This window comes from Serratia sp. 2723 (assembly GCF_050434425.1).
GTDB lineage: Bacteria > Pseudomonadota > Gammaproteobacteria > Enterobacterales > Enterobacteriaceae > Chania.
This window is the reverse complement of sequence record NZ_JBNDIN010000002.1, coordinates 136493-150217: the sequence shown is the minus strand read 5'-3', so window position 1 is coordinate 150217 and position 13725 is coordinate 136493. Positions and strand designations below refer to the sequence as shown.

Annotated in this window: 10 protein-coding genes; 3 read left to right on the top strand and 7 right to left on the bottom strand. The window is 55.3% G+C overall.

Annotated features, from left to right (window positions below):
* Positions 1-72 precede the first annotated feature (72 nt).
* Positions 73-735, top strand: coding sequence for a quorum sensing response regulator transcription factor QseB (qseB, locus tag ABIE29_RS03440; RefSeq protein ID WP_429616847.1), 663 nt, complete (start codon positions 73-75; stop codon positions 733-735).
* Positions 732-2117, top strand: coding sequence for a quorum sensing histidine kinase QseC (gene qseC, locus ABIE29_RS03435; RefSeq protein WP_429616846.1), 1386 nt, complete (start codon positions 732-734; stop codon positions 2115-2117). Before qseB ends, qseC begins: the two co-directional genes overlap by 4 nt.
* On the opposite strand, the gene folK is transcribed toward qseC, so the two are convergent.
* The 6 genes from folK to thpR form a co-directional block, all read right to left on the bottom strand.
* Entirely contained in the window at positions 2102-2596 is a 495-nt protein-coding gene (gene folK / locus ABIE29_RS03430) for a 2-amino-4-hydroxy-6-hydroxymethyldihydropteridine diphosphokinase (RefSeq protein WP_429616845.1), read from the bottom strand. The genes qseC and folK overlap by 16 nt on opposite strands.
* Positions 2596-3912, bottom strand: a complete 1317-nt coding sequence (pcnB, locus tag ABIE29_RS03425; RefSeq protein WP_024528317.1) for a polynucleotide adenylyltransferase PcnB — start codon at positions 3910-3912, stop codon at positions 2596-2598. The genes folK and pcnB overlap by 1 nt, the downstream gene beginning before the upstream one ends.
* 293 nt (positions 3913-4205) lie before the next feature.
* Positions 4206-5117: a tRNA glutamyl-Q(34) synthetase GluQRS gene (gene gluQRS, locus ABIE29_RS03420; RefSeq protein WP_429616844.1), complete on the bottom strand. Its 912-nt coding sequence runs from the start codon at positions 5115-5117 to the stop codon at positions 4206-4208.
* 73 nt (positions 5118-5190) lie between these two features.
* A complete protein-coding gene (gene dksA, locus ABIE29_RS03415) occupies positions 5191-5646 on the bottom strand; it encodes an RNA polymerase-binding protein DksA (RefSeq protein ID WP_021179742.1) in 456 nt (151 codons plus the stop codon).
* Positions 5647-5853: 207 nt separating this feature from the next.
* Complete coding sequence (gene sfsA, locus ABIE29_RS03410; protein ID WP_429616843.1) at positions 5854-6561, bottom strand: DNA/RNA nuclease SfsA; 708 nt, start codon at positions 6559-6561, stop codon at positions 5854-5856.
* Complete coding sequence (gene thpR, locus ABIE29_RS03405; protein WP_429616842.1) at positions 6558-7100, bottom strand: RNA 2',3'-cyclic phosphodiesterase; 543 nt, start codon at positions 7098-7100, stop codon at positions 6558-6560. The genes sfsA and thpR overlap by 4 nt, the downstream gene beginning before the upstream one ends.
* A 67-nt stretch (positions 7101-7167) precedes the next feature.
* Here thpR and hrpB point away from each other — a divergent pair, with 67 nt between their 5' ends.
* Positions 7168-9618, top strand: a complete 2451-nt coding sequence (gene hrpB, locus ABIE29_RS03400; RefSeq protein WP_429617077.1) for an ATP-dependent helicase HrpB — start codon at positions 7168-7170, stop codon at positions 9616-9618.
* An 83-nt stretch (positions 9619-9701) separates the two neighbouring features.
* Here hrpB and ABIE29_RS03395 read toward each other — a convergent pair whose 3' ends face one another.
* Positions 9702-13691: a non-ribosomal peptide synthetase gene (locus ABIE29_RS03395; RefSeq protein WP_429616841.1), complete on the bottom strand. Its 3990-nt coding sequence runs from the start codon at positions 13689-13691 to the stop codon at positions 9702-9704.
* Positions 13692-13725 lie beyond the last annotated feature (34 nt).

Genomic DNA, 13725 nt, shown 5'->3' with positions numbered 1-13725 from the left:
TAGCTCCGATGCTGATGGTTAAGATGTTCTTAAGAAGCTTATGCTGTAATGGTCTGTCTAGAGGGAGAGCGCATGAGAATTCTGTTGATTGAAGACGACAAACTGATCGGTGATGGTATCAAGGCGGGCTTGACCAAGCTGGGGTTTAACCTCGACTGGTTCACCGATGGTATCGTCGGTAAGAACGCCCTGGACAGTGCCCCCTATGATGCGGTGATCCTCGATCTCAGCTTGCCGGGGTTGGACGGGTTGGATCTGTTGCGCCAGTGGCGTCAGGCCGGGCAGGATGTGCCGGTGCTGATCCTGACCGCGCGTGATGCGCTGGAACAGCGTGTCAGCGGGTTGCAAAACGGAGCCGACGATTACCTGTGCAAGCCTTTTGCCCTGACGGAGGTCGCCGCGCGTTTACAGGCGTTGATCCGCCGCCGCCATGGGCAACTGACACCTCAGCTGGTCCACGGCAAGCTGGTGTTTGATGCAGCGTCCCGCAGCGTGAGCTGCAACGGTGAGCCCGTGACGCTGACCCCGCGCGAACTGGCGGTGCTGGAACTGTTTCTGCACAACAAGGGGCGCGTACTGGCGCGGCCGCTGATCCAGGAAAAACTGTATAACTGGGATGACGACGTGAGCAGTAACGCGGTTGAGGTCCATATCCATCATCTGCGGCGCAAATTGGGTAACGGCTTTATCCGCACCGTACATGGCGTGGGCTACACGCTGGGGGATGAACCGTGAGGTCATTAAGTTTGCGACTGCGGCTGATCCTGATCTTCAGCCTGCTGGCATTGCTGACCTGGTGTTCCGCCAGCGTGGTGGCGTGGATGATGACGCGCCACAATATCAACGAAGTGTTCGACACCCAACAGATGCTGTTTGCCAAACGGCTGGCGACTGCCGATCTGGGGGATTTGCTGGCGACTCAGCAAGTGCGCAGCCTGCCAAAGACCAAGAAGTTGCTGAACCACGGTAAACGCGGTGAGCAGGATGATGATGCGTTGGCGTTCGCCATCTTTTCCCACGATGGGCGCATGCTGCTCAACGACGGTGAGAACGGCGAAGATTTCCTGTTTGACGGCGAGCGGCAAGGTTTTGTCGATGGTCGGCGCAAAGGAGATAGCGACAGCTGGCGGTTGCTATGGCTCACCAGCCCGGATGGACGTTACCGCATTGTGGTCGGCCAGGAATGGGATTATCGGCATGATATGGCGTTGGGGTTGGTGATGGGACAGTTGCTACCCTGGCTGGTGACGTTGCCGATCCTGATGTTGCTGATCGCCCTGATGGTTGGCCGCGAGCTAAAACCGCTGCGTGAGGTGGCCGCTAGCCTGCGTAAACGAGCCCCAGATGACGCTACGCCGCTGAATGTACACCGGGTACCCAGTGAGGTGCGTCCGCTGGTGGAGGCGCTGAATACGCTGTTTACGCGCATTAATAGCCTGCTGGTGCGTGAGCGCCGGTTTACTTCGGATGCTGCCCATGAGTTGCGCAGTCCATTGGCCGCATTGCGGGTGCAGGCCGAGGTGGTGCAACTGGCGGGGGACGATGTACCCATGCGTGAACATGCGGTGAATAACCTGACGGTCGGTATCGATCGAGCCACACGCCTGGTGGATCAACTGCTCACCTTGTCCCGGCTGGACTCGCTTGCCGATTTGCACGATCTGGCCTCGGTAAATTGGTGCCAACTGGTGCCGATGACCCTGGCGGAGCTGGATCGACAGGCACATACCTCCGGGATCACGCTGCGTTATCAGCAGCAAGGCAAACCTCCTGCACTATCGGGCCAGCCGCTGCTGCTATCGCTGTTGGTGCGCAATCTGGTGGACAATGCGGTTCGTTACACACCGGCCGGTGGCACGGTAACGGTCACGCTCAGCCAGCGGCAACTGACGGTGGAGGACGACGGCCCTGGCGTCACGGCTGAGCATCTGGACAGGTTGGGGGAGCGCTTTTATCGCCCACCGGGGCAGGAACAGACGGGAAGCGGGCTGGGCTTGTCCATTGTGCAGCGGATTGCCAGCCTGCACGGACTGCGGGTGAGATTTGCCAATCGGCCGGAAGGCGGGTTTATCGCGACGCTAACGCTGTCGGGGAGTGGTATTCAGGCTTTGGGTTGATGCCACAGCGTCATGCCGTTTTTTGGCACACGTTGCAGGCATTCCGCCAGGGTTTCACCGTCTGGGAACACCAGATCCGGAGCGATATCGGCCAACGGGTAGAGCATAAATTCACGTTGTTTCAGGCCGTAATGGGGCACGGTCAGACGCTCGGTGTCGATCACCTGATCGCCGTACAGCATCATATCCAGATCCAGCGTGCGGGGGCCCCAGCGTTCATCTTTGCGCACTCGGCCCTGATTACGTTCTATCGCCTGGGTGTGATCGAGCAACTGTTCCGGTGGCAACTGGGTATCCAGTGCCACCACCGCGTTGAGGTAATCCGGCTGGTTCCGTGGCCCCAGCGGTTTGGAGCGGTACAGCGGTGAACAAACGATCAGACGGGTGCGTGGAATATGCTCCAACGCCTCCAGCGCGGTATTCACCTGTTGCAAAGGTTGCGCCAGATTGCTACCCAGCGCGATATAAACGCGGATCATTATGCTCCTTCGTTATTCGGCGTTCTGCGGCGTGGGCGGCGCTGACGTGCCCGACGCGGTGCCGGATCTTCGCCTAGCGTGCTCAACATGTTTTTCTGGCGGGCCGCGGTGGCCACCTGGAACTCATCCCACCATTCGGCAAGACGCAGCATCTCCGGGTTGTTTTCCACTTCGGCACGCAGTGCCAGCAAATCATACGCCGCACGGAATTTAGGGTGTTCCATCAGCTTGTGCGCACGCTTGCCCTGACGACGGGACAGGCGTAACTGCAGTTGCCAGATGTCACGTACCAGTGTAGTGATTCGTTTGGGGATTGCCAGTGAACGACACTCTTCGTCCAGCACGTCGTTCATGGCCAGCGCAAAGGCGTCGTAATAGGCCAGGCCGCTTTCCTGCGCCAGTTTCTGTGCATGCTCCAGCAGCGGGTACCACAGCATGGCGGCAAACAGGAACGCCGGGTTGACGCGCTTGTCGTTTTGCAGGCGGTGATCGGTATTTTTCAGTACCTGCTCCAGAATGCGTTCCATCGGCGTGTCGTGATTCGGCGTGAAGTTGCGCGCGATCAGGGGGAACAACGGCTGGAACAGCTGATATTCACACAGCTTCAGGTAGGTCTGGTAGCCGTAACCCGTTTGCAGCAGCTTCAGCGCCTCTTCAAACAGGCGAGCCGGTGGGATTTCGTGCAGCAGCGAGGCCAGGCGTGGAATAGGCTCGGCGGTTTCTTCGCTGATGGTCATATCCAGCTTGGCGGCAAAGCGCACGGCGCGCAGCATCCGCACCGGATCTTCGCGGTAGCGGGTTTCCGGATCGCCGATCAGGCGGATCACACCCTGTTGCAGATCGCGCATGCCACCAACGTAATCACGCAGGGCAAAGTCGGCTACGCCGTAATACAGGCTGTTGATGGTGAAATCGCGGCGCTGGGCATCGTCTTCGATGGTACCGAAGATATTATCGCGCAGCAGCATACCGTTCTGGGCCTGCTGGGAAGAGTTCTTGTCAGATTCCTGACTCTGTTCGTGATGGCCACGGAAGGTGGCGACTTCGATGATTTCCGGCCCGAACATCACGTGCGCCAGCCTGAAACGGCGGCCGACCAGGCGACAGTTGCGGAACAACTTGCGCACCTGTTCTGGGGTGGCGTTGGTGGTAATGTCGAAATCCTTCGGCTTTTTGCCGAGCAACAGGTCGCGTACACCGCCGCCGACCAGATAGGCTTCGTAGCCGGATTTATTCAGGCGATACAGCACTTTCAGCGCATTTTCGCTGATATCTTTGCGCGAAATCGCATGTTGATCGCGGGGGATAACGGTCATTGAGCGCGTTCCCTCAGCGGCTGCAAATGGTGGGCGTTTACGCGGCGCCGGACGGCGGGCAGGTGCCTCCCTGCCGCTCTCGGTAGAGCGCGGTGGCGTTGTTGCTAACGGTTCCGCAGGCGCGCTTTCTTCGCGGACTTGGTTTTTATCGCTGGCCGGCGCATCTTCGCGGGTCAACTTGTCATCGCGGATTAGTACCTTACGGCAGAAATTGGCTACTCGGGTAAAAATGGTACACCTCGATAGTGACGGATAAAAATGGCGCTAACAAAAAAATAGCGGCTAATCATAGCTTACCCCAGCTGTTTTGAGAATGCCGTTGTGTTTTCACACTGCGGGATTGCTTGCTGACGTGGCACATTTGCCAACTGCCAATGCTTAACCGCCCAGCTCAATAATAACGGCAGATCAAGATCTTGCCAGTTTTCCGGCAGCGGTTGACGCAGAAATTTCAGGGCGGCAACCAGTACCGGTCGCGGATCGCCAGTGGGCAGCGCGGGGGCATGATTTTGCTTCGACAGTTTAATACCGTTGTTCCCCAGCGCCAGTGGCAAATGCACATAGGTGGGAACCGGTGCCTGCAATTGCTGATACAGCGCAATCTGGCGCACCGTGGGTTCGATCAGATCGGCACCGCGGACAATTTCGGTCACGCCTTGAAAATGGTCGTCGATCACTACGGCCAGATTGTAGGCAAACAGGCCATCGCGGCGGCGGATGATGAAATCTTCCTGTGCCAGCGCCGGATCGGCCCGTAGCTCGCCCTGCAACCGATCGTGGAAGCCATATACCGGGTTTGATTGACGTAAGCGGATCGCGGCACCTTGCGGGCCGAGCCGAAGCTGACGGCAGTGGCCATCGTACAAACCGCCGATCTGCTGGATGCGGCTGCGGGTACAGGTGCAGTAATAGCTGAGATCCTGGCATTGCAGCCAATCGAGGGTCGCGCGGTAAGCTTCAGATCGTTGGGATTGATAGATGACCTGGCCGTCCCAGTGGAGACCATAGTGTTCAAGCGCGGATAAGATACGCCCGGCAGCTCCGGCGACTTCGCGCGGAGGGTCGATATCTTCAATACGTACCAGCCATTGCCCGCGTTGGGCACGAGCCTGGAGGTAGCTTCCCAGAGCGGCAATCAGCGAACCGAAATGCAGATCCCCGGAAGGCGATGGGGCAAAGCGCCCCACATAGTGACTTGCTAGCATATCTGAAGGGATTGCTTCCCTTAACTCTGTGCGGCGCGCGTTATTGGCACGCGCCGCAGGAGGTAACAACTGCTTAGCCGGCCATCTGCTTTTCGCGGATTTCGGCCAACGTCTTGCAGTCGATGCACAAATCGGCAGTCGGACGCGCTTCCAGGCGACGAATGCCAATCTCCACGCCGCAAGACTCGCAGAAACCGAAATCATCGTCTTCTACTTTCTTCAGCGTTTTCTCGATCTTTTTGATCAGTTTGCGCTCACGGTCACGGTTACGCAGTTCAAGGCTGAACTCTTCTTCCTGAGTGGCACGGTCTGCCGGATCGGGGAAGTTGGCTGCCTCTTCTTGCATATGCGACACGGTACGATCGACTTCGTCCCTGAGTTGGTTGCGCCATGCTTCAAGGATGCGCCTGAAATGCGTCAACTGGGCGTCGTTCATGTACTCTTCGCCCGGTTTCTCTTGATACGGCTCCACCCCAGCGATGGCGAGAATGCTCAAGGACGAGGTTTTACGGGTTTGCCCTTCTTGCATATTGCTTCTCCTACATACACACGCACTATACCCTTTAATGCTAGTAGGGTATGTCGAATCCCCAATACGGGGGAAAAACAGGCCGCTATAAATAACAGAAGGGAAGAGGGATGGCAATTATTCCTGTCGCCTGCTTGACAATGGTGTGAAGGAAGGCGTATTTGGCGAAGCAATATCCGGTTGTCGATTTATTTGTGCCCGGCACGGCTAACCAATAAAAAACGGTAACTTAGCGCTTAGCGAGATACCGTCAGGTGATAATTTTGCCCCATAACAAACAACTTCCACTCCCAACTGCTGAACCTGCGCTAGTAGTACCGCATAATGCTCATCAATGTGATTTGCCGGGGTGACCCGATCGATGCCGCTGTGTAACACGGCAAAGAACAGCACCGCCCGCTGCCCTTGTTCAACCACGTTTTGCAACTCACGAAGGTGCTTCTGCCCTCTGAGCGTTACGGCATCAGGGAAGTAGCCCTGCTGATGTTGCAATAGTGTGACTGACTTGACTTCAATATAGCAGTCAACCCGGTTTTCTGCCTGTAATAACAAATCGATACGGCTATTTTCTCCGCCATATTTCACTTCGCCGGTGATTTTACTGTAACCGGATAATTCACTGATTATATTCTGCTCAATGGCTTCACGAACCAGAGTGTTGGCACGCAGGGTGTTGACACAGATCCAGTCGCCGGCCTGGGTATGCGTCAGCTCCCAACTGTGGGCATATTTGCGTTTGGCGTTATCCGAAGTGGAGTACCAAACGGTATCCCTTGGCGTAGCACAGCCGGTCATTGCGCCGGTGTTGGCGCAGTGCAGGGTAAAGGTTTCGCCTTCAGGGGTGATCACATCGGCCAGAAAGCGTTTGTAGCGCTTGATGAGCGTGGCTGGTTTTAGCGGTGGGTCAAAGATCATGATTTATCCTGTGGGTCGAGTGGCCACTGCGCTAATTCGTGATAGCGGGTGCGGCCCTGTTCAAACGACGATTGGTAGAGAGAGAAATGGCTGGCGTTGAACGGCCACCCCGGCGTGCCAGGAGGAATAGCGACCGGTTGGGTTGCTGCCCGCAATAACGTGATATGGGGATGAAATGGCAACGGGCTTTGATAACAGCCGCTGCGGGCCGCTTGCGAACGCAGCAACTCCGCCAACTGCAACAGCGCCCGTGGGGGGCGTTTGCTGCCCAACCACACCACTCCGGGGCGCGGCCAGTGGCCAAGATCGTCCAGATTGAGGCTAAAACCCGTCTGTGCGATACGCCCTGCCTGCGTTTTTAGTGCCCGTTCTTTCTGTGCGCTGACCTCGCCGAGAAAGGCCAGCGTCAGATGCAGATTGGCGGCGGCTACCGGGCGGCCATCTTCGGGTTTAAATGCCTCGGCACGCCAGCGGATCACCTGCTGCTGCAAGGCATCGGGTAGCGACAAGGCGAAGAACAGGCGGCGCGAGCTGGACATGAAACTCCGGTAAATGAATGAAATGTTGAGCCTAATGCTACAATGTGCGCTGTCCATTAACTACCCCATGGAGAGTTTTGTGTCCTCACTGCCCGTCAGCGCGGTTCTTGATGAGCTGCTTGCCGCACTGCAATCTGCCCCGCAGGTGTTGTTGCATGCCCCTACCGGTGCCGGGAAATCCACCTGGCTGCCGTTGCAGATCCTGGCAAAAGCCGGGCTGCCGGGGCGTATCATCATGCTGGAGCCACGGCGGCTGGCGGCAAAAAACGTCGCTTATCGCTTGGCGCAACAACTGGGTGAAGAACCGGGCCAGACTGTGGGCTATCGTATGCGTGCCGAGAGCAAAAGCGGGCCGCAGACGCGACTGGAGGTGGTGACCGAGGGTATTCTCACCCGCATGTTGCAGCAGGACGCTGAACTACAGGGTGTCTCGCTGATTATTCTTGATGAATTCCACGAGCGCAGTTTACAGGCCGATCTGGCCTTGGCCCTGCTGCTGGATGTGCAACAGGGCCTGCGTGACGATCTGAAACTGTTGATCATGTCGGCGACGCTGGATAATGCGCGCCTGTCGCAACTGCTGCCGCAAGCGCCGGTGGTGGTGTCGGAAGGGCGCAGCTACCCGGTTGAGCGGCAGTACCAGCCGCTGCCTGCTCACCAGCGGCTGGAGGATGGCGTTGCCTCGGCGGTGAAGCGCCTGTTGGCTGAGCAATCAGGTTCGCTGTTGTTATTCCTGCCCGGCGTGGCGGAGATTAACCGCGTGCAGGAACGGCTCATTGGCGAGGTGCCAGCGGATACCGATCTCTGCCCGCTGTATGGTGCATTGCCATTGGCACAACAGCAAAAGGCGATCCAACCGGCGCAGCACGGGCGGCGTAAAGTGGTATTGGCGACCAATATCGCCGAAACCAGTTTGACCATTGAAGGTATCCGTCTGGTGGTCGATAGCGGTCTGGAACGTGTGGCACGTTATGAAGTACGAAATGGCCTGACGCGATTGGTCACCCAGCGCATCAGCCAGGCTTCGATGATCCAGCGCGCCGGGCGTGCCGGGCGTTTGGAACCCGGAATTTGCTGGCATCTGTTTGCCAAAGAGCAGGCGGAGCGCGCTGCGGAACATGCCGAACCGGAGATCCTGCAAAGCGATCTGGCCAGTTTCTGGCTGGAGCTGCTGCAATGGGGCTGCGTGGATGTGGATCAACTTACCTGGCTCGATCGGCCGCCGTTGGCCGCATTAGCCGCTGCCCGCCGTTTATTACATACCCTGAAGGCTATCGATGACGGTGAGAAGCTCACCGCCATTGGTCGCCAAATGGCCGGATTGGGTTGCGATCCCAGGCTGGCGGCCATGCTGTGTGCCGGAGCCAGGATGGGGGCCGATGGATTAGCCACGGCGGCGATGTTGGCCGCTTTGCTGGAGGAGCCACCCCGTAGTGGGCAGATGGATATCGGCTATTGGCTGAGCCGCCCCCAGCCGCATTGGCAGCGCCGGGCCGCCCAACTGAGCAAGCGCTTACCGCAAAAAAGCGGGCAGATTGATGCCGATCTGGCCGCTCCTCTGTTGGCGCAGGCATTTGCCGATCGTATTGCCCAACGGCGCGGGCAGGATGGACGCTATCTGTTGGCCAATGGCCTGGGCGCGGCGATGGATCAGGACGAAGCGCTCTCCAGGGCTCCCTGGTTGATTATTCCCAGCCTGTTGCAAGGCCATAACAGCCCGGATGCCCGTATCCTGCTGGCATTACCGATCGAAATTGATGCGTTGGTGGCTCGGTTGCCCGAGATTGTCAGTAGCCAGACCGCCGTCGAGTGGGATGAAGAGAAGGGCACCTTGCGAGCCTGGAAGCGCCAACAGATTGGTCGCTTAACGCTGCGGGCTCAGCCGCTGGCCAAACCGGCGGAGGAAGAGCTGCAACAGGCGCTGATAAACTGGGTGAGAGCCCAAGGATTGGCGGTACTTAATTGGGACACCCCTGCCGAACAGTTACGTCTGCGTTTACACTGTGCCCAGCGTTGGTTGCCAGAGGCGGCCTGGCCGCTGGTGGATGACGAGACGTTGCTCGACACCCTGGAAAGTTGGTTGCTACCGTCATTGAGCGGCGTACGCGATCTGCGCGGATTAAAGCAGGTCAATATCGCCGAAGCCTTGGCCCGCCGGTTGGACTGGCAGCAAAAGCAACGGCTGGATAATGCCTTGCCCACTCATTATGCTGTACCGACCGGTAGCCGTTTACCCATCCGCTACGATGCCGATAAACCGCCGGTATTGGCGGTGCGTTTACAGGAGATGTTTGGTGAACAGCGTAGCCCAATGTTGGCTGAGGGGCGCATCCCGGTGGTGCTTGAGTTACTCTCTCCAGCGCACCGGCCATTGCAGATCACTGGCGATCTGGCTACCTTCTGGCAAGGCGCGTACCGCGAGGTGCAAAAGGAGATGAAGGGGCGCTATCCCAAGCACGTATGGCCAGACGACCCGGCCAATACCGCCCCCACCAGGCGCACCAAAAAATACCAGTAATGGGCCTCGATAATCTGCGACCAAGCCATTGCATATCTCGATCCGTTACTTGCAAGGGCTACAGCAGTAGCCCTTATGGTGGTTCAAAGCTGTTCTTCGTATTGCGCTGAGAAATCGCCCAACGCTGTGATGATCTGCTGCAGGCTATTGTTGTTGATGATGGAAAAGTGATCTCCTGTGATCCTCGTTACCTTGATGAGGTCTGTTGAGCCAAATGACTCTGGGGGCGAGAACGGTTCAAGCCCGGGGAACCTGATCGTGGCGTCACTGGCGCGAACCAAGTGTAGGGGGATTTCCGCCAGAATAGGCTGGTGGTGTAATAGTGCCAAATAGTTCTCGCGATATTCTTGGAAAAGCTGAACCAACTCTTCCTCCAGGAAATTATCTGGGACAATTTTCTTCGCCTTGAGCTGCGTAATAGCCACCTGGCTATTATCGTCGGCAGTATGGAAAGATGGAAACACCCACTCGTCTGGAAGATATTTTCCATCTGAAAAATCGCTCATAAAACCGCGCATTAGCAGTTCATCGTCAAGTTTCTCAACGGCTCGTCCTGGGGCAGCACTTACCCAGCTATCCAGCAGCGTAACCGAGTTTACGTGGTGATGCTTCAAGCCCAACAAGCGTGCCATTTCAAGGGCGATAACGCCACCCATTGACCACCCTAGCAAGTGAATGGGGCGGTTACTAGCGAGCCTGTCAAGGCTGAGGTTATAGTTCATTGCCAACTGGGTTATCGTCCTGGGGGAGCTATCTCCAGGTGATTGCATACCGTAAAGTGCGGTGCCGGCCGGAAGGATTTTAGCCAAACTACGATAGCATAGGATATTGCCTCCTACGGGATGTACTGCGACTACGATGGGGCCTACACCGTCACGGATCATGACAAGCGGTGCTCTGGAGTCTGTCTCTACCTGACGCTTTTCCGTGAGCAGTTGTGCCTGTTTTTCAACCGAACCATGATTAAGCAGAGAAGCCAAGGGTAAACGAATATCGAAGGTGAGGGAGATCTCCGTCAAAAGCCTTACGGCTAGTAGAGATGAGCCTCCTGACGCAAAGAAATCGCTCGTTACGCTGGGTACCCGTGTTTGCAGCAACTTTTCCCATATAGTGACTAACAACCGCTCGGTCTCATTTCGTGGGGCAATAAGATGCGTTACCTCATCAGCAAATGTCGTTTCTACGGGAAGGGCAGCGAGTTGTTTCCGATCAACCTTGCCATTGCTGGTCACTGGGAAGTGTTCGATGGGGACGATGAATGTCGGTACCATGTAGGATGGCAACTGTTGAACAAGTGCATTCCTGATAGTTATCGGTGTTGTGCTGTTGCTATCCGCGATGTAATAGCCGACCAGTTGCTGTTCTCCTGATCCCGTTGTACGGATCACTACCACGCTATCGTGGACGTTGGCGCAGTCGGTAAGTGCCGCCTCTATTTCTCCAAGTTCGATGCGAAAACCACGAATTTTAACCTGCGAGTCATTCCGGCCGAGAAACTCCAGGCATCCGTTGGGGCGATAACGCCCCAGGTCACCGGTCTTATACAGACGTTCACCACTTTCTGGATGAATGATAAAACTTTCTGCCGTTCGTTCTTCATCTCTATAATAGCCGTTGGCCAGACCTAACCCACCGATGTACAAATGCCCCGTCACCCAAGTGGGTGAATGTTGTAGATTACTGTTCAGCACATGGAAATATTGATTGGCTAGCGGCCAACCATAAGGGATGCTATTCCATTTTTCCTGTTCTTCCTTTATGTCATAGTAGTTCGACCAAATTGCCGCTTCCGTAGCCCCTCCCAGACTGACCAGGCGCGTGTCAGGTAGGATTTTCTTTAGTCGTTCTGGTAATCGCAATGGTATCCAGTCTCCACTCATCATTATCAGCCGTAGGGATTGTAGAAGTATGCCAGCTTGACAGCCTGCAAATTCGGTTAGCATATCCACCAGTGCAGGCACCGAGTTCCAAACTGTCACCTGATATTTGCTGATAATTCGCACCCATTCGTCTGGTTCAGGTAGGGTGCTGGCGCGGGGGAGAATCAGTGTCGCACCACAGCTTAACGTAGCGAAAATATCGAAGACGGAGAGGTCGAAATTGAATGCGGAAACACCAAGAACGCGATCGCGACTTTCCAGTGTAAAACGGGCAATGGTATCTTGCAGAGTATTAACGACAGCCTGATGGGAGATGGCGACTCCTTTCGGGGTTCCTGTTGATCCTGAAGTAAATATGACGTAAGCCAGATTTTCAGGTTGTTGATCATGTGAATCGAGTTGCTCGGCGGGAATCTGATTAAGGGAAAGCTCGTCTTTTAATGATAATACAGGTAATTGAGTGCCTTCGGGAGGAGCAGGGGCCGTTTGTTCCAGATCGATAAGCGCCACTTTCACGCCATGCTGGCTCAGCAGGAATCGTTTACGTTCATGTGGAAGTTCGGTGGCGATAGGTAAATAGGCTCCCCCTGCACGAACTACGGCAAGCAGTGCGGCGACTTGGCGCCAACTCCGATCCGCCACCACAGCAACCAGATCGTTTGGCTTAACACCGTAGTGCTGTAGCTTTAGCGCCAGACAAGTTGAGGTATTCCACAACTGTTCATAGGTGAGTTTCGTTTCACCGTCGATAAGTGCTGTGTGTGTCGCAAAGCGGGTGACCGCAGGGCAAATAAAATCATGTAATAATCCCCGGGGTAAGGTTTTAAAGGTGGTGTTTGCCGCCTTGCGTGAGGCAAGGTATCTTTCAGGCAGACGAGGGTGCATCGGTGAGTTGATATCGGCGTCGCTGCGGCAAAGCTGTTCGATAGCACTTGAATAAGCGGCGAACATCTCTTCGACGACACCGGGAAGAAAGACTTCGTCTACCGAGTCCCAGTTGAGTATGAGGTGGTTATCTTCCATATAGACCTGATGGTCCAGGTACACCTGTGGAGTGCTCATATCTCCACCCAAGACTTTCCAATCGATATCGGTGGGCGTGATGGCAGCTTCTTGAGTTTCCGTGCCCAGCAGACTAGCGAAAACAACGGGCATCACGGGTAAAAACCCTGCTGGTTGCTGCATTGCGCGGATGACTTCGACGCCGGAGATACGGGAGTGCGCCATATCTCGATAGAGCTGGCCCTGAAGCATTTGAGCGCGTTGTTTAAAAGTGGTGGCTCCTTTGGCTGTTATCTCTACAAGCAGGGTACTGGTAAAGTTCCCTAGCACCTGTTCGAACTCCGGTCCTTCCGACAGACGCTGGGAGTAGAGTAGATTAAGAGTGAATGAGGGATCCTTCGCCCACATTCGCAGTATGTCTGCATAAACTGTGCACAGTACGGCGTTGAGTGTTGTTTCACACCTGCGAGCGACATTACGCAATTCAGCACTCAATGTTGGTGATAATTGATATGTCCGACGCTTGAAGCTGGAGCGTTCAGGGAAATCCTCTGGATCAACAATGGGTAATTCTGGCGCGGCAGGAAGTGTCTTGATACGTTGCTGCCACCAGTTCATTGATGTTTGATATGTGGCACTATTACGTTGTGCCAACTGTTTTAATACAAAATCATGGTGACTCAGAGTTGGTGCTTCTGGAAGCACTTCATCAGCATATAGAGCGGCTACTTCATTAATGAATTGTAGAATAGATTTACCATCAAGCGCGATTAGACGAAAAGCAAAGTGAATACTGCACCCTTGCTCATTGCGTATCACGTGACAGGAAAAGGATTCACTCTCTGGAATGTGTGGGTGGTGTATTTCATGTGTCACCCTGTTATGATTTTTAGCCCGTATATCGCTATATTGAATGCGATAATATTCCTGCGAATTTATTTTGATGCGTTGAGTACAGTCTGAAAGAAATTCAGTGCGTAGTGCCGGGTGGCGGTTAACGACCTGTGTCAGAGCATATTCCAAACGGTCAATGTCGATATCCGCCATAAAATAGCTGCGGTAGACCAATGCGGGGGCTTGTAAATAATATCCATCTTGCTCGCCGATCCAATATGCCTGTTGTAAATCTGTAAGTGGAAAGTGCGAATGTTGAATTTCTTGCGGCTGAAAGTTCTGTGGTGAGTTCATCATGATAAACATCCAAAATAGAGAGCGGCAAGGAGAT

What these genes read in the sequence shown, in the direction of transcription:
- qseB (WP_429616847.1), top strand. Translation starts at nt 73, where the DNA reads ATGAGAATTCTGTTGATTGAAGACGACAAACTGATCGGTGATGGTATC.
- folK (WP_429616845.1), bottom strand. Translation starts at nt 2,596, where the DNA reads ATGATCCGCGTTTATATCGCGCTGGGTAGCAATCTGGCGCAACCTTTG.
- pcnB (WP_024528317.1), bottom strand. Translation starts at nt 3,912, where the DNA reads ATGACCGTTATCCCCCGCGATCAACATGCGATTTCGCGCAAAGATATC.
- gluQRS (WP_429616844.1), bottom strand. Translation starts at nt 5,117, where the DNA reads ATGCTAGCAAGTCACTATGTGGGGCGCTTTGCCCCATCGCCTTCCGGG.
- dksA (WP_021179742.1), bottom strand. Translation starts at nt 5,646, where the DNA reads ATGCAAGAAGGGCAAACCCGTAAAACCTCGTCCTTGAGCATTCTCGCC.
- sfsA (WP_429616843.1), bottom strand. Translation starts at nt 6,561, where the DNA reads ATGATCTTTGACCCACCGCTAAAACCAGCCACGCTCATCAAGCGCTAC.
- thpR (WP_429616842.1), bottom strand. Translation starts at nt 7,100, where the DNA reads ATGTCCAGCTCGCGCCGCCTGTTCTTCGCCTTGTCGCTACCCGATGCC.
- hrpB (WP_429617077.1), top strand. Translation starts at nt 7,168, where the DNA reads ATGGAGAGTTTTGTGTCCTCACTGCCCGTCAGCGCGGTTCTTGATGAG.
- ABIE29_RS03395 (WP_429616841.1), bottom strand. Translation starts at nt 13,691, where the DNA reads ATGATGAACTCACCACAGAACTTTCAGCCGCAAGAAATTCAACATTCG.